Here is a 16,023-nt window from a genome sequence, read left to right on the forward strand (position 1 = left end):
AATTACGGTGGCTAATGATCAGAGCCAGCGCTCCAGGAGCAATGTGAGGCTGCACCGTCACTGTAATTCGGGCGCAACCGCCTTGGTTGTTTGCAACGCGTGGGAACGTCTCGAATGACTGCGCGTTCTTTCGTCACGGTCACATTTCATTGGGACCTAACCGGAGGATATTCAAATGAAAATCAAGATGCTCTGCATGAGCGCAGTTGCGCTCGCAATGATGGGTAGTGCCGCGATGGCCGGTAGTAGCACCGGGACGTCCGCGCTCGACGACCCGGCCAAGATGTCGCCGTTCTTCACCGACGCTGGCATGAAAACATTGAGAACCGAGGCGGATTTCAAGACTGCCTGGATGGCCATGAAGCCGGATGAGCGTACAGCGATTTTGAAAGACTGCGGCGACGCAACCATCAACAAGGCGCACGCGGACTTCTGCGCGATGGCCAAGAAGATGGGAGGCTGAAGCCTCCCCTCTATGAGCACATCACACCGTTCTCCCGCTAGGGAATGATCCCAATGCGCTCGGGTGACGGGTTGAGGCGGTCGATTCCGCATGGATGCGGCCGCCGTTTAAAACCCGCTGCCTTGCCATGCGGCGGCGGGTTTTTTGGCGGGCGCCTGCCCTCAATTCTGCATCGCCAGCATCTGGAAACAGACAACAATCAGACGGTTTCGGCACAGTCGTGGATGCGCTTGACGGACATTACCTTGAGGTTGAACCTCGAGCGTGCCGGAATGTGGACCGCTGGGGAAAGGCCGGGCTTTGAAAACGTCGATACAAGGCGTTCCGAGTGGAACTTGGCTCCCCGGGCCGGATTCGAACCAGCGACCAACCGGTTAACAGCCGGTTGCTCTACCACTGAGCTACCGGGGAACGGAGGCTCTGACGTGAGTGGCGCAGCCTATAGCAAACACCTTTCGGCTTTGCAAAGAAGCATTTCGCAATTTTTCTCCAGTTTTTGATGCGGCTATTTGTGCCATCGTCCGGCGCGCCCACATATGAAGGGCTTCACACCGGCGCGGAACAAGGCGGCCGGTTGTCGTCTTGATATGGCTTAGGCAGCAGATGGGATCTGGCTTGAATGACCGCAGCGGATGATGACAACGCCCCGGCGCGGAAGATTTCGATCTTCGGCCGCGAGTTCACCATGCCGCGCTCGCGCGGCTGGCGAATCGCGATCGGCATGCTGCTTACGCTCGGCGGGCTTCTGGGCTTTCTGCCGATTCTCGGTTTCTGGATGATTCCGCTCGGTCTCCTGGTTCTATCCTATGAATTCGCGATGATCCGACGCCACCGGCGGCGTTTCGTCGTCTGGTGGGAACGCCGGCGGCGGCCCGACTGAGAGCACGGGGCGGCCTTCGCCGCAGTGATTCCGGACCCATGAAACAGATTGGTAATCACCACTTTGGCGCTCGATGCGAAAGCGCCGGGAATGACGCGCGAGCGCTTGACGACCTTTGAGCGCCAACATAATGAGTTCGCTCGGAACGCCGGGAGCATTGCGAGGCCTCGTGGCGGAGTGGTTACGCAGAGGACTGCAAATCCTTGCACCCCGGTTCGATTCCGGGCGAGGCCTCCAGATGCTTGCGGGCTCCAGCGCAATCGCGCCGGAGCGGGGTTCCGGTTGAAGTTTTGGCCGCGCGCCTGGCGCGGGGAGCGGATTGTTGGGACATGAACGCTGATTTCTCCGAACGCCGCGTGAAGATGGTCGACGGCCAGATCCGCACCACCGACGTGACCAGCGCGCCGCTCATCGAAGCGATGCTGGCCGTTCCGCGCGAGGCCTTTGTCGGCGCCGGACAGCAGGATCTGGCCTATATCGACGAAGACATCCGCATTTCCGAGGGCGCCAATGGCAGCGGCGCACGCTACCTGATGGAGCCGTCGCCGCTCGCCAAGCTTTTGCAGCTGGCCGAGATCGACGCGAGCGATTCGGTGCTCGATGTCGGTTGCGGCACCGGCTATTCCGCCGCGTTGCTGTCCAGGCTCGCGCGTTCCGTCGTCGCGCTGGAGAGCGATGCAACGCTGGCGGAGGCCGCGAAATCAACACTTTCCAGCCTTGGCTGCCAAAACGTCACGGTCGTTACCGGGCCGCTGCCGCAAGGGCAGGCCGCCAAAGGGCCCTACAATGTCATCTTCATTGGCGGCAGCGTCGAGGAAGTGCCGCAGGCATTGCTCGACCAGCTCGCGGAAGATGGACGCCTGGTTGCGGTCGAAGGGCGTGGCAACTCTGGCGTGGCCCGGCTGTTTGTCAAGGCAGGGGGGGTTGTAACCGGAAGGCGTGCCTTTAATGCGGCAATTAAGCCACTACCGGGCTTCGAACGTGCTCACGCATTTGAATTCTGAGCGTTTTTGCCTTGCAGCGAAGGCGCTGTCATGATCGCTTGCGCCTGACAATCGTTGCTGATTTGGTTAACCGGGTGTTTTTGGGAGGCCGTCAGCGGGGGAACGATAAACAACGCGGCGCTGGCCGATCCGTAAGGGTAGGTTGGCGTGGCGTGGTTCCCATGCAAAACGAATGAGGGATATAACGTGCCGCCTCTACGCAAGAGTATTTTAGTAGCTATCCTTGTTTCGGCCACCGCGCTTTCGCCGCTGGCCGCCTCTGCCGAAACCATCACGGGCGCGCTCGCCAAAGCCTATCAGTACAATTCGCAGCTCAACGCGGCCCGCGCCGGCGTTCGCGTCACCGATGAGGGCGTGGCCATCGCCAAGTCGGGCTGGCGCCCGACCGTCACCGGTTCGGCTAACATCGACTACACCAACATACATGGCTTTGGCACCAGCCGGAGATTAACGACGGGCAGCTTCGGAGTGCAGATCAACCAGACGCTGTTCGACGGGTTTCAGACCAAGAACAATGTCGCCGCCGCCGAATCGCAGGTGAAGGCTTCGGTCGAAAGCCTGCGCAACACCGAAGAGAATATCCTGTTCAATGCGGCGAGCGCCTATATGGACGTGATTCGCGACCGCCAGGTCGCGGCGTTGACCGAGCAAAACCTGCAGTTCCTGACCGAGCAGGCGCGCGCCGCCCGCTCGCGCTTCGAGGTCGGCGAGGGCACCCGCACCGACGTGGCCCAGGCCGATGCCTCGCGCGCGACGGCCGTGGCGCAGCTGAGCGCCGCCCGCGCGACGGCGCTGGCGAGCGCCGCCACCTATCACCAGATCGTCGGCGACGAGCCGGGCAAGCTCAAGGCAGCCTCGCCGCTTGGCAAGCTGCTGCCGGGTAGCGTCGATTCCGCCTTGGCCATCGCTTCCGCCGAACATCCCGCCATTCTTGCCACACAGCATCTCGTCGATGCCGCGGTTTTTGCGGTGAAGTCGTCGGAAGGCGCGCTGCTGCCGCAGCTTACGGCTTCCGCCGGCGTTTCGGACAACTACACCCACACCGTTCCCAGTTCCATCACCAGTCCTAACGGTAGTTCGACATCGGCCAATATCGGCGCTTCGCTCACCATTCCGATCTATTCGGGTGGCCGGACCTCGGCGCTGGTGCGGCAGAGCAAGGAATCACTGGGCGAGGCGCGCATCCAGGTCGATGTCAGCCGCGACCAGGTGCGCCAGGCCGTGGTCTCGGCCTGGACGCAATATGTCGCCGCGCGCCAGAGCGTGGATGCCAACAGGCAGGTGATCGATGCCGCGCAACTGGCGCTCAACGGCGTCATCGAGGAGCGCAATGTCGGCCAGCGCACGACGCTGGACGTGTTGAACGCGCAGAACGCGGTCATTACTGCCAAGATCAACCAGGCCAGTTCCGAGCGCGACGTGGTGGTGGCGAGCTATGCCATCCTGTCGGCGATGGGCCGGCTGTCGGTCGACCGTCTTGGCCTGGCAGTCGCCAAATACCGGCCGGAAGAGCACTACAACGCCGTCAAGGACAAGTGGATCGGACTGCGCACGCCCGACGGGCGCTGATTGCCGACAGCATGCTTCCTGCGAGCGCCGCGTGTCCGATGGACGCGCGGCGTTTGTCTTTCCGGGAGACTCATTCGGCTGCGCGCCGCCTAATCTGTTGAAATCCAACGTGTCCCCAGATTGGGGATTCTCGGATGACGATCGGTCGGTTACGCTGTTTCCATTGATTCGAATTCCGGCCCGGGCAGGACGGAATTCTTGGGCGGGTCAAGTTCTTGAACGGTCGGTTCTGGAACAGGTCAAGTTCTTGGACAGGTCACTAGGGCGGCGGATGTGACGATGGCGACGGCAAGCAGCGCGCAGCGCGAACCTTCCATGGAAGAGATACTGGCTTCCATCCGAAGGATCATCGAAGACAGCGACACCGGGCGCAAGCAACCGGCCGAGGCCGGCGAGCTGCGCCAGGATCTGGAGCCGGCCGCGGCTGGCGCGCCGGCTGTCGAGGTTGATGCCTTTCGTTCCGAATTGCATGCCGACGTCCGCAAGCCGCCGACGCTGGCGGAGGTCCAGGCGCAGCTTGCGGCGACCGATCCAGTGCTGCCGCGCGCCGCCCGCGCCGAGCCGGTGAAGACTGCGCCTACGGCTGCGCCGACGGTTGAGCTTGAGAGTACTGCGCCGGGGGCGCAAGCGGCCGCAGGCAAGCCAGCCGCGGCAAATGCGCCGCAGACGGCCGAGACCATTGTCGCCGACTGGCGGCGCGAAATAGCGGCGGTCGGCGGCAGCACGGTCACCGCGAGACCGGCCATCCGGGTCTCGGAAGCCGCGCCGAAGGCCGAGGTCGAGAAGGAAGAGCCGGCGTTCGAAGATTCCGCGCCTGTAGGCGCGTCCCGGGCCTCCGAACCGGAGGCGCAGCCGGCCCGGCCCGCGATCCTTTCCGAGCATACGGGCCGGCAGGTCGCAGCAGCCTTTGGCGAGCTTTCCGATGCTTTTGCCAGCCGCGGCAAGAAAAGCTTCGACGAGATGGCCGAGGAGATGCTGCGGCCGATGCTGCAGGATTGGCTCGACAACAACCTGCCGACGCTGGTCGAAAGGCTGGTACGCGAGGAGATCGAGCGCGTGGCGCGCGGGGCGCAGTAACCGCCGCAACATGCAGGCTGACAAGCGCCGCCTTGGGGCGGCGCTTTTGTTTAAGGTGCCTGGATGAACGCGTCTGTCCTGGCTTAGCCGGCATTGCCGCTGGCCGCGGCAGACCTATCTGTGGAAGCGATCGCTGCTCTCGCGGTTGACTCGGCCAAGACCTTCCGATTTACACCGGACGCTTGTTCCCGACAGTTCGGACCTCCTCCATGCTTGATAAGACCTACGACGCCAAAGCCGTCGAGCCGAAGATCGCCAAAATCTGGGAAGAGGCCGATGCCTTCCGAGCGGGCGCCGGCGCGGAGGAAGGGGCCGAAGCCTTCACCATCGTCATCCCGCCGCCGAACGTCACCGGCTCGCTGCATATGGGCCATGCGCTCAACAACACGCTGCAGGACATTCTGGTGCGCTTCGAGCGCATGCGCGGCAAGAACGTGCTCTGGCAGCCCGGCATGGATCACGCCGGCATCGCCACGCAGATGGTGGTCGAGCGTCAGCTCATGGAAAAGCAGATCCAGCGCCGCGATCTGACGCGCGAAGAGTTCATCGAGAAGGTTTGGGAGTGGAAGGCCGAATCCGGCGGCGCGATCTTCAACCAGCTGAAGCGGCTCGGCGCCTCGGCCGACTGGTCGCGCGAACGCTTCACCATGGACGAAGGCCTGTCCAAGGCCGTGCTCGAAGTCTTCGTCACCCTCTACAAGGAAGGCCTTATCTACAAGGACAAGCGCCTTGTGAACTGGGACCCGAAGCTGCTCACCGCCATTTCCGACCTCGAGGTCGAGCAGCACGAGGTGAACGGCAATCTCTGGCACTTCCGCTATCCGATCGACGGCGAGGCGTTCGACCCTGAGAACCCGAAGACCTTCATCACGGTCGCCACGACGCGTCCCGAGACGATGCTCGGCGACACGGCCGTGGCCGTGCATCCCGATGACGAGCGCTTCTCCGGTCTGGTCGGCCGCAACGTCGTGCTGCCGATCGTCGGCCGCAAGATACCGATCGTCGCCGACGAGTATTCCGATCCGGAAAAAGGCTCCGGCGCGGTCAAGATCACGCCGGCGCATGATTTCAACGACTTCGAGGTCGGCAAGCGCCACAAGCTGCCGGCGATCAACATCCTGACGGTCGAAGCGGCCATCAAGCTGAAGGACAATGAGGACTTCCTGGCCGGCCTAGAGGTCACGCCGGGGCGCCAGGCGATATGGGACGAGCTGGATGGGCTCGACCGCTTCACTGCCCGCAAGAAGATCGTCGAGCTGATGGAGGCCGGCGGCTTCCTCGACAAGATCGAGCCGCACCGGCACACCGTGCCGCATGGCGACCGCGGCGGCGTGCCGATCGAGCCGTTCCTGACCGACCAGTGGTACGTGAACGCCGCCGAGCTCGCCAAGCCGGCGATCGCTTCGGTGCGCGAGGGCCGAACCAACTTCGTGCCGAAGAATTGGGAAAAGACCTATTTCGACTGGATGGAGAACATCCAGCCCTGGTGCATCTCGCGCCAGCTCTGGTGGGGTCACCAGATCCCGGCCTGGTACGGACCGGACGGGCATGTCTTCGTCGAGAAGACCGAGGAAGAGGCGCTCGCTGCAGCCATTGAATATTACCTCGCGCTGGAAGGGCCCTGGAAGGCTTGGGTCGAGGACAAGCTCGAGAACTTCCAGCCGGGCGAGATTCTGACCCGCGACGAGGATGTGCTCGACACCTGGTTCTCGTCGGCGCTGTGGCCGTTCTCGACGCTCGGCTGGCCCGACCAGACGCCGGAGCTCAAGACCTATTACCAGACGGACGTGCTGGTGACCGGCTTCGACATCATCTTCTTCTGGGTCGCCCGCATGATGATGATGGGCCTGCACTTCATGGACGAGGAGCCGTTCCACACCGTCTATGTGCACGCGCTGGTGCGCGACAAGAACGGGCAGAAGATGTCGAAGTCGAAAGGCAACGTCATCGATCCGCTCGACCTGATCGACGAATATGGCGCCGATGCGCTGCGCTTCACGCTGACGGTCATGGCGGCGCAAGGCCGCGACGTGAAGCTCGATCCGGCGCGCATCGCCGGCTACCGCAATTTCGGCACCAAGCTGTGGAACGCGACGCGCTTCGCCGAGATGAACGACGTCGCGCGCAACGACGAGTTCTGGCTGAACGACGCCAAGCTGCCGGTCAATCGCTGGATCCTGACCGAGCTGACGCGGGCGGCGCGCGCGGTCACCGAAGGCATCACCAGCTATCGTTTCAACGAAGCGGCGGGTGCTGCCTACCGTTTCGTCTGGAACCTGTTCTGCGACTGGTACCTGGAACTATTGAAGCCGGTTTTCATGGGCACGGACGAGGCTGCCAAGGCCGAGAGCCGGGCCTGCGTCGCCTTCGTGCTGGACGAAATCTACAAGCTCCTGCATCCGATGATGCCGTTCATGACCGAGGAGCTTTGGGCGCAGACCGCGGGCGAGGGCAAGGAGCGCTCGTCGCTGCTTTGCCACGCCGCATGGCCGTCGCCCGATTTCGAGGATGAGGAGGCCGCCGCCGACATCAACTGGCTGGTCGATCTCGTCTCGGGCGTCCGCTCGGTGCGCTCGGAGATGAATGTGCCGCCGGCGGCAATCGCGCCGCTCACGGTGATCGGCGCCAACACGCTGACGCAGGAGCGGCTGGAGCGCCACGCGCAGGCGATCAAGCGGCTGGCGCGTGTCGGCGATATCGCGCTTGCCGATGCGCCGCCGCAAGGTTCGGCGCAGATCGTGATCAACGAGGCGACGGTAAGCCTGCCGCTCGGCAGCCTGATCGATCTCCAGGCCGAGGCCGCGCGTCTGCGGAAGGAACTGGCCAAGGTCACCGAGGAGATCGCCCGCCTGCACAAGAAGCTGTCGAATGAAAAGTTCGTCGCCAACGCACCTGAAGAAGTGGTTGAGGCCGAGCGCGAGAAACTCGCCGAATATCGCGAGGCGCAGGAGAAGCTTTCGGTGGCTTTGACCAGGGTCCGCGACGCCGGCTGAACGGCAAGATTCGCCGCCGCTCCGAAGGCGCTTTCCGGTACGTTAGCTGCCTCGAAAATGCGGCTGCCGCTGCGTTAATTTTGACGTAAACGGAAAGTTTGCGCCCCATTGTTGCCATAATGTAACAATGAGGGCCGTCAGCCCCAAAACCGGCTGTTTTTGCCCCGTTTTTTGGCAGTTTCCCCGGATTTTTTCGATCCTTTGACGCCGGTTCGCGCGACTTAGGCGCCGATTGCGGCGTCGATGACCATGGCAAAAATAGGTGCTGTCAAGATGTACATGTACAGCTCCTGAAATCGTTGTTGCGTCGTTAACCCGAATTGGTTCTAGCTTGAGCCACTTGTATTTGGGGAGGGATTTCCATGAACATTTTGCGAGTCAAAGCGCTGCTGGGGGCAGGGTGCTTTTCGATCGCTTTGGCCGGCGCCGCAGTCGTCCCGGCGCATGCCGGCGGCCTGGAGCGTGGCTGGTACGACATCGATCTGCTTTTCGATCCGGCACAGGTCACGGGCGAGGTCACCGGCACCTATGTGATGCCGCAACGCGACCTCAAGAATGTGAGGGATGCGGATCCTTCTGACGGCAATCTCAATGCACTGGGTAGATCGACCACAGCCCGCGACACTGAAAGCTATTGGGTGCCGAGCGTGGGTATCAAGGTTGGCATGGGTCCGATCGATTGCTTGGGGGACTACTCCCAACCGATCGGTGCATCCAGCAATCCGGGCGCCAACTGGGCGGGTGCACAAGGGAACGTCAATACGCAGGTAGAGAGCGAAGCCTTTGGTGCGACCTGCTCGTACAAAATGGACCTCGGCAAGGGCCAGTTTCGCTTCATTGGCGGCGTGTTCCACGAGGATGTTTCGGGCTTCAAGGAACAGCTGGTTGCTCCCATTCCGGCAATATTCGGTACGGGCATCGGACGTCTTGATCTTGAGGGAGACGGATGGGGATGGCGCGCGGGCGTAGCTTATGAGATTCCGGACATCGCGCTGCGTGCCAGCCTGGTTTATAATTCGGCTGTCAAGCTCGATGATCTAAGCGGAACGCTTGATCTGACCCAGGTTCCAGGGTTCATCAATCCGTCAAACCCTTTTTTGGGCAGGGTCACCGATGTCAGCGGTTCCTCGGAGGTCCCGCAGTCAGTGGAGCTCAAGCTGCAGTCCGGCATAGCTCCCGGCTGGTTGGCCTTTGGGTCCATCAAATGGGTGGATTGGAGCGTGCTGCAGAGCATTCCTTTCTGCCCGACGGGCGTGGCAGTTTGCACGACGACCAGTCTTACGCGGCTTACATCTCTCGACTTGCTCTACCGTGATGGCTGGACGGTTGCCGCAGGCATCGGCCACAAGTTCAACGATCAGTGGAGTGGGGCTGCAGGGATCACTTGGGATCGCGGCACGACCACCGGTCTCAGCGCTCAGACAGATACCTGGACGCTCAGCGCTGGCGTGGCTTATACGCCGACACAGAATGTGGAAGTCCGTCTAGGCGGTGCCTTGGGCGTGCTAACCAGCGGGCATATCCACTCGGTCGTTGGTTCTGACGGCGTTACCTACGGCACGGACTATACCGCCGACTTTGGCAACGACCTCGTGTCGGCCATTTCAGGATCCTTCAAGGTCAAGTGGTAACTGCCTAAATTTGAACGGAAAAGGGCCGGCATTGCCCGGCCCTTTCCGTTGATGACGGCGATCGTAATTCTCAGTCCTCAACTCGCTGTTGCAGATTCGCCGCGCATCCGGCGCCCGATACGATTGTGACGTTTTGGCAACAGTTTATGAACAACCCCCGCGCTAAAAGACTTGCCGAGGGAACTGCCCATTTCCCGCCATAAACCCGGAGCACCCGAGATATGTCCCGGGATGCGTGCCAGGTTGGCCCGGCGATGGGACCGGCCGCGGGGTGTGCGGCAAGGACGATGATGGACGCCAAGGCAATCTCCAAGGCCAAGCTGCCCAGCCGCTACGTGACCGAAGGTCCGGCGCGGGCGCCGCATCGTTCGTATCTCTATGCCATGGGGCTGTCGGCGGCCGAGATCGCGCAGCCTTTGGTCGGCGTCGCCAGTTGCTGGAACGAGGCTGCCCCCTGCAACATCTCGCTGATGCGCCAGGCGCAGGTGGTCAAGAAGGGCGTTGCGGCCGCCAACGGCACGCCGCGCGAGTTCTGCACCATCACCGTCACCGACGGCATCGCCATGGGTCACCAGGGCATGAAGTCGTCGCTGGTGTCGCGCGAGGTCATCGCCGATTCGGTCGAGCTCACCATGCGCGGCCATTGCTACGATGCGCTGGTCGGGCTCGCCGGCTGCGACAAGTCGCTGCCCGGCATGATGATGGCGATGGTGCGCCTCAACGTGCCGTCGATCTTCATCTATGGCGGCTCGATCCTGCCCGGCAGCTATCGCGGCCGGCAGATCACCGTGCAGGACGTGTTCGAGGCGGTCGGCCAGCATTCGGTCGGATCGATCAGCGACGCCGAATTGCTCGAGATCGAGCAGGCGGCCTGTCCTTCCGCCGGTTCCTGCGGCGCCCAGTTCACCGCCAACACCATGGCGACTGTCGCCGAAGCGATCGGTCTTGCGCTGCCCTATTCCTGCGGCGCGCCGGCCCCATACGAGATGCGCGACCGCTTCAATTTCGCCTCGGGCGAAAAGGTCATGGAACTGATAGCCAGGAACATCCGGCCGCGCGACATCGTCACGCGCAAGGCGCTGGAGAACGCGGCGACCGTGGTGTCGGCCACCGGCGGCTCGACCAACGCGGCGCTGCACCTGCCGGCGATCGCGCATGAGGCCGGCATCAAGTTCGACCTGTTCGACGTGGCGGCGATCTTCGAGAAGACGCCCTATATCGCCGACCTCAAGCCGGGCGGCAAATATGTCGCCAAGGATATGTTCGAGGCCGGCGGCATTCCGCTTCTGATGAAGACGCTGCTCGACCACGGCTATCTGCATGGCGACTGCTTGACGGTCACTGGCCGCACTTTGGCCGAAAATATGGAGCACGTTTCCTGGAATGAAAGCCAGGATGTTGTGCGTCCCGCCAATCGGCCAATCACCAAGACAGGCGGCGTTGTGGGCTTGAAGGGCAACCTTGCCCCCGAAGGCGCGATCGTGAAGGTCGCGGGCATGTCGGAACTGAAATTCTCCGGTCCGGCGCGCTGCTTCGATTCGGAAGAAGAGTGCTTCGAGGCGGTCACGCAGCGCAACTACCGGGAAGGCGAGGTTCTCGTCATTCGCTACGAGGGGCCGCGCGGCGGTCCGGGCATGCGCGAGATGCTGTCGACGACGGCGGCGCTCTACGGCCAGGGCATGGGCGGGAAGGTGGCGCTGATCACCGACGGGCGCTTCTCCGGCGCCACGCGCGGCTTCTGCATCGGCCATGTCGGGCCGGAAGCGGCGGTCGGCGGGCCGATCGGGCTGATCCAGGACGGCGACGTGATCTCGATCGACGCCGTGCAAGGCACGATCGAGGTGGCCCTGTCGGACGCCGAACTGGCGACCCGGGCAAAGAATTGGAAGGCGCGCGAGACCGACTATCAGTCCGGCGCGATTTGGAAATATGCGCAGGCCGTCGGGTCGGCCCGCGACGGCGCGGTGACCCATCCGGGCGCCGCCAAAGAAACGCACTGCTATGCGGACATCTGAGGTGTTGAGGTCGTCTGTCTTTTCGGCACTGGTCGCTCTGGCGACCTTGGGCACCGTCGGGCAGGCCATGGCCTTCGACGACAAGGTGTTCGACGACAAGACCGGCGTGAAGCCGCAGTCGAGCCCCTGGGCGGTGTTCCAGTTCGGGTTCTCCGCCTACAAGAGCGGCCATAAGGATCAGGCGGTCGAAGCCTATAAATACGCCGCCGAGAACGGCCAGATCGGCGCCACCTGGAAGCTTGCGCGCATGTATGCCGAAGGCGACGGCGTGACGCGCGACGATTACGCCGCTTTCAAGTTCTTCTCGGAAATCGTCGATCAGGATGTCGAGCCCGGCTCGCCGGAAGAAAGCTATGTGTCGGACGCGCTGGTGGCGCTCGGCGACTATCTTCGCAAGGGCATTCCCGGCACCCCGGTCGAGGAAAACGACGTCGCGGCGCAGGAATATTACATGCGCGCCGCCGCTAACTACCGCAATCCGAACGCCCAGTTCGAGATCGGCCAGATGTTCCTCAAGGGCGAGGGCGGCGTGAAGGCCAGCGTCAAGCAGGCAGGCCGCTGGCTGCAGCTCGCGGCCGAGAAGGGCCATGCCGGCGCGCAGGCGACGCTCGGCAATCTACTGTTCCAGAGCGGCAAGGTCGTGCGCGGCCTGGCGATGATGACGGCGGCGCTGGCGCGGGCTCCGGCGGCCGACCAGCCCTGGATTCGCAACATGCAGGAAGAGGCTTTCGCCGCGGCCGGCGAGGCCGATCGCCGGACCGCGATCTCGCTCGCCGACGATATCCTGACCAAGGGCAACAACGGCGACCAATAAGCGCAGGTTGGCGATAGCGTGCATGGCAGCTTGGCGCATGCATTGGCTAATGTAGCGCTGGTCGACCCCCACTCCGTCTCGGCTTCGCCGAGCCACCTCTCCCCCGATCGACGGGGTAGAGGAAAGGCGCCAAGCTTTTTGCCGTCAACGCTCGTCCAGCAACGCTCCCTTCCTTTCCCTCCGGAGGGGGGAAAGGTGGCGCTGCGAAGCAGCGACGGATTGGGGGAACCACCTGGCAATCAAGCCTCGGCCTGATCAGTCGCGCCAGTCACAGAAGATGTGTGCATAGCGTAACCTGGATGGTGGGGAGATCAACGAGGCCTCAGTTCTCGGTCGGCTCCGTCGGCGTCTGGCCGGGCGTCGGGGTCGAAAGCGATGTCGGGTGCGGCTTTGGCGCTTCGCCCGGACATTCGTCCTTGATCCTGGTCCAGGACGTGTTGTTGAGAACCATGTCGCAGCGGGCGAGGTAACTCTCGCCGGCCAGCGTCAGGCACGCTGTCTCGCCGACGTTGAAGGATTTGCCGTTGGCAAGACAGGTTGGCGCCGCCAGCAACGGCGCCGGCGCGGCAAGCGCCAAGGCAAGGCCGGCTGGCCAGAAAAGAAATCGGATCGCCATTCAACCCCCACAGCAAGCCGCATCAAAGACGGGATTTGTGGCGATACTGGGTCAGGGTGCCTGGCAACGTCTCAGGCGGGCTGCAGGCTGAGGTCGATGGCGACCGGCACGTGGTCGGACGGCTTTTCCCAGGCGCGGACGTGCTTTTCCACCGAGGCCGACGAGAAGCGGTTGGCGGCTTCGGGCGAGAGCAGCAGGTGGTCGATGCGGATGCCGTTGTTCTTCTGCCAGGCGCCGGCCTGATAATCCCAGAAGGTGTAGACGCCGGCCGAGTCGGTCACGGCGCGCACAGCTTCGGTGAAGCCGAGATTCTTCAGCCGGCGGAAGGCTTGCCTCGTCTGCGGCTGGAACAGCGCGTCGCCCAACCAATTTTCGGGAAACCGGGCATCGGCGGGTTCGGGAATGACGTTGTAGTCGCCAGCCAGCACCAGCGCTTCCTCGAGCCGCAGCCGCTCCTGCGCCCAACGCTCCAGCCGCGCCATCCAGGCGAGCTTGTAGGAAAACTTCCGTTCATCGTCGACCGGATTGCCGTTCGGCAGATAGAGCGAAGCGACGCGCAAGGCGCCCTGGTCGGTGGAAAAAACGCCTTCGATAAAGCGGGCATGGTCATCCGCATCGTCGCCGGGCAGGCCGCGATTGACCTCGTCGAAGGGTAGCTTCGACAGGAGAGCGACGCCGTTAAAACTCTTCTGGCCGTTGGTCTCGACATTGTAGCCCAGCGCCTCGATCTCGGCGCGCGGGAACTGGTCGTCGACAGTCTTGATCTCCTGCAGGCACACGATGTCCGGCGCGCTTTCGGTCAGCCAGTGGGTGAGATTGCCGATGCGGGCGCGAACGCCGTTGATGTTCCAGGTGACGATCTTCATGAGGACCTCAATGCTCTTCGGGCGGCAGGCGTTCGACGAGGCCGATCGTATTGCCTGCGGGGTCCTTTAGGAAGGCCATCCATTCGCTTTCCCCCGCCGGGCCGAACCGCCCCTCGGTGTCGCGGTGGACGAGCGTCGGCGGCGCGGTGAAGGGAATGCCCGCGGCTTTCGCCTCGGCGTGGAAGGCTTCGAGGCCGGCGATGTCGAAATAGACGGTGCCGGCCGGAACGCCGTCGGTGAAGAGGAGGCGCACGTCACCGGCCATAATGAAGGCAATACCGGGCGGGTCGTAGCGGGCGTGCACGTTCAGACCAAGCACGTCGCGCCAGAAAGCAAGCGTCGCATCGAGATCACGGCCAGCCGAGAGCGCGACCTGACGGACCGCGCCGATGGCAGGCATCGGACTATATGGAAAAGCTCGTGCCGCAGCCGCAGGAGGCGACCGCGTTCGGGTTCCTGATCTGGAAGGACTGGCCCATCAGATCGTCGACAAAGTCGATCACAGAGCCGCCCATATAGACCAGCGACAGGTCGTCGATCAGGATGGTTGCGCCGTCCTTCTCGATGGCGACATCGTCATCGTTGCGGTCGCCTACCAAATCGAACTTGTAGGAAAACCCGGAGCAGCCGCCGCCTTCGACGGAAACGCGCAGCGCCGTCTTGCCCGGTTCGCCGGAAACAATCCTGGCGATCCGCTTCGCCGCGGCATCGGTCATCTCGACCTTCATGGCAGTCTTGGCATCCGCGCCCATCGGCGTCACCTTGCTTTCGGTTTCACATGATAGGTATGAAGCGGGCGGGGCCAAGTCAACTGGTGGATCAATGGACGAGCGGCAGGGCAAGGATGCTCTCGGCGACATCGGGTTCGGCGATCGGCCGCGCGCGGCCTATGCGAGCGACCCGGCGCGCTCGCGCGGTCGCCTGTTCGACGAGCCGGAAAGCCCGACCCGCACACCGTTCCAGCGCGACCGCGACCGCATCATCCATTCCACCGCCTTTCGCCGGCTGAAGCACAAGACGCAGGTGTTCGTCGCGCATGAGGGCGATCACTACCGCACGCGGCTGACGCATTCGATCGAGGTGGCGCAGATCGCCCGCGCGCTGGCGCGGGCATTGCGCGGCGACGAGGATCTCGCCGAAGCCGTGGCGCTGGTGCATGATTTCGGCCATACGCCCTTCGGCCATACGGGCGAGGACGCGCTCAACGAGAAGATGGCGACCTGGGGCGGCTTCGATCACAACGCCCAGTCGCTGCGTATCGTGACGCGGCTCGAGCGGCGCTATGCCGAATTCGACGGGCTGAACCTCACCTGGGAAACGCTGGAGGGGCTGGTCAAGCACAACGGCCCGCTGACCGACGCGAGCGGGAAGGGGCTCAAGGGCCCGGTGCCGCAGGCGATCCGCGACTATTCGGAGTTGCACGATCTCGAGCTCGACCGCTTCGCCGGCATCGAGGCTCAGTGTGCGGCGATCGCCGACGACATTGCCTACAACGCCCATGACATCGACGACGGCTTGCGCGCCGGCCTGCTGACGCTGGATATGCTTGGAGAGGTCGGTCTGCCCGGCTCGATCCTGAACAGCGTGCGTGCCAAATATCCTCAGCTCGACGATGTTCGCACCGGCCACGAGCTGATGCGCCGGCAGATCACGCTGATGGTCGAGGATGTCATCGCATCGACCATCGCCAATATCGAGCGCCTGAACCCGGACAGCGCCGACGCGGTACGCGCGGCCGGCGAGACCTTGGTGACCTTCTCGGCCAGCATGGCGGCGGCCGAAAAGGAATTGAAGGCCTTTCTCTACAAGCATCTATACCGGCATGCGGAGGTTATGCGCGTGCGGGCCGATGCCGAACAGATCGTGCGCGAGCTGTTCGACGTCTATTTCGCCGATCCGCGCGCCATGCCCGACGGGTGGCGCGAAGGGCTCGACCGGGCCGAGGACCGCATCAAGGCGCGCAGCGTCGCCGACTTCCTTGCCGGCATGACCGACACCTATGCGCTCAAGGAACATCGGCGTCTGTTTGACCATACGCCCGATTTGAGCTAGGGCGAGCCTCGATTTTGCCGGCCATCGGGCCGGTCGCCTCTTA

At 63.2% G+C, this 16,023-nt stretch carries 14 protein-coding genes and 2 tRNA genes; 11 read left to right on the forward strand and 5 right to left on the reverse strand.

The window, feature by feature from the left end; genetic code table 11:
- Positions 1-175 precede the first annotated feature (175 nt).
- Positions 176-463 (forward strand): hypothetical protein, encoded by a 288-nt coding sequence (locus LB525_RS04210; protein WP_095765001.1) that lies wholly within the window; start codon positions 176-178, stop codon positions 461-463.
- A gap of 336 nt (positions 464-799) precedes the next feature.
- Here LB525_RS04210 and LB525_RS04215 read toward each other — a convergent pair.
- Positions 800-874: transfer RNA gene (locus LB525_RS04215), tRNA-Asn, on the reverse strand.
- Between the two features lie 208 nt (positions 875-1,082).
- Here LB525_RS04215 and LB525_RS04220 point away from each other — a divergent pair.
- The 9 genes from LB525_RS04220 to LB525_RS04260 all read left to right on the forward strand — a co-directional run bounded on the left by LB525_RS04220 (position 1,083) and on the right by LB525_RS04260 (position 12,446).
- Positions 1,083-1,343, forward strand: coding sequence for a hypothetical protein (locus tag LB525_RS04220; protein ID WP_095765002.1), 261 nt, complete (start codon positions 1,083-1,085; stop codon positions 1,341-1,343).
- 163 nt (positions 1,344-1,506) lie between these two features.
- Positions 1,507-1,580, forward strand: a tRNA-Cys gene (locus LB525_RS04225).
- Positions 1,581-1,672: 92 nt separating this feature from the next.
- Entirely contained in the window at positions 1,673-2,347 is a 675-nt protein-coding gene (locus LB525_RS04230; RefSeq protein WP_224543632.1) for a protein-L-isoaspartate O-methyltransferase family protein, read from the forward strand.
- 186 nt (positions 2,348-2,533) lie between these two features.
- Complete coding sequence (locus LB525_RS04235) at positions 2,534-3,916, forward strand: TolC family outer membrane protein (protein ID WP_224543634.1); 1,383 nt, start codon at positions 2,534-2,536, stop codon at positions 3,914-3,916.
- Between the two features lie 279 nt (positions 3,917-4,195).
- On the forward strand, positions 4,196-4,993 hold the full coding sequence (locus LB525_RS04240; protein WP_224543636.1) for a PopZ family protein: 798 nt from the start codon (positions 4,196-4,198) through the stop codon (positions 4,991-4,993).
- Positions 4,994-5,202: 209 nt separating this feature from the next.
- Positions 5,203-7,986, forward strand: a complete 2,784-nt coding sequence (locus LB525_RS04245; RefSeq protein ID WP_224543638.1) for a valine--tRNA ligase — start codon at positions 5,203-5,205, stop codon at positions 7,984-7,986.
- A gap of 362 nt (positions 7,987-8,348) precedes the next feature.
- Positions 8,349-9,617, forward strand: a complete 1,269-nt coding sequence (locus tag LB525_RS04250; RefSeq protein ID WP_224522617.1) for an OmpP1/FadL family transporter — start codon at positions 8,349-8,351, stop codon at positions 9,615-9,617.
- A 290-nt stretch (positions 9,618-9,907) separates the two neighbouring features.
- A complete protein-coding gene (ilvD, locus tag LB525_RS04255) occupies positions 9,908-11,632 on the forward strand; it encodes a dihydroxy-acid dehydratase (RefSeq protein ID WP_140840483.1) in 1,725 nt (574 codons plus the stop codon).
- On the forward strand, positions 11,619-12,446 hold the full coding sequence (locus LB525_RS04260) for a tetratricopeptide repeat protein (RefSeq protein ID WP_224543640.1): 828 nt from the start codon (positions 11,619-11,621) through the stop codon (positions 12,444-12,446). Before ilvD ends, LB525_RS04260 begins: the two co-directional genes overlap by 14 nt.
- 322 nt (positions 12,447-12,768) lie before the next feature.
- Here the strand turns inward: LB525_RS04260 and LB525_RS04265 are convergent, their stop codons facing one another.
- From LB525_RS04265 to erpA, 4 genes are all read right to left on the reverse strand, one after another.
- Positions 12,769-13,062, reverse strand: coding sequence for a hypothetical protein (locus LB525_RS04265; protein WP_095765009.1), 294 nt, complete (start codon positions 13,060-13,062; stop codon positions 12,769-12,771).
- A gap of 71 nt (positions 13,063-13,133) precedes the next feature.
- A complete protein-coding gene (gene xth / locus LB525_RS04270) occupies positions 13,134-13,928 on the reverse strand; it encodes an exodeoxyribonuclease III (RefSeq protein WP_095765010.1) in 795 nt (264 codons plus the stop codon).
- A gap of 7 nt (positions 13,929-13,935) precedes the next feature.
- The gene (locus tag LB525_RS04275; protein WP_095765011.1) at positions 13,936-14,328 is read right to left on the reverse strand and encodes a VOC family protein; all 393 of its coding nucleotides are present in this window, start codon (positions 14,326-14,328) and stop codon (positions 13,936-13,938) included.
- Positions 14,329-14,332: 4 nt separating this feature from the next.
- The gene (gene erpA, locus LB525_RS04280) at positions 14,333-14,680 is read right to left on the reverse strand and encodes an iron-sulfur cluster insertion protein ErpA (protein ID WP_042644753.1); all 348 of its coding nucleotides are present in this window, start codon (positions 14,678-14,680) and stop codon (positions 14,333-14,335) included.
- Positions 14,681-14,750: 70 nt separating this feature from the next.
- Between erpA and LB525_RS04285 the strand changes: the two genes are divergently transcribed.
- The gene (locus LB525_RS04285; RefSeq protein ID WP_224543641.1) at positions 14,751-15,980 is read left to right on the forward strand and encodes a deoxyguanosinetriphosphate triphosphohydrolase; all 1,230 of its coding nucleotides are present in this window, start codon (positions 14,751-14,753) and stop codon (positions 15,978-15,980) included.
- Positions 15,981-16,023: the final 43 nt, after the last annotated feature.

This window comes from Mesorhizobium sp. CA16 (assembly GCF_020165175.1).
Lineage (GTDB): Bacteria > Pseudomonadota > Alphaproteobacteria > Rhizobiales > Rhizobiaceae > Mesorhizobium.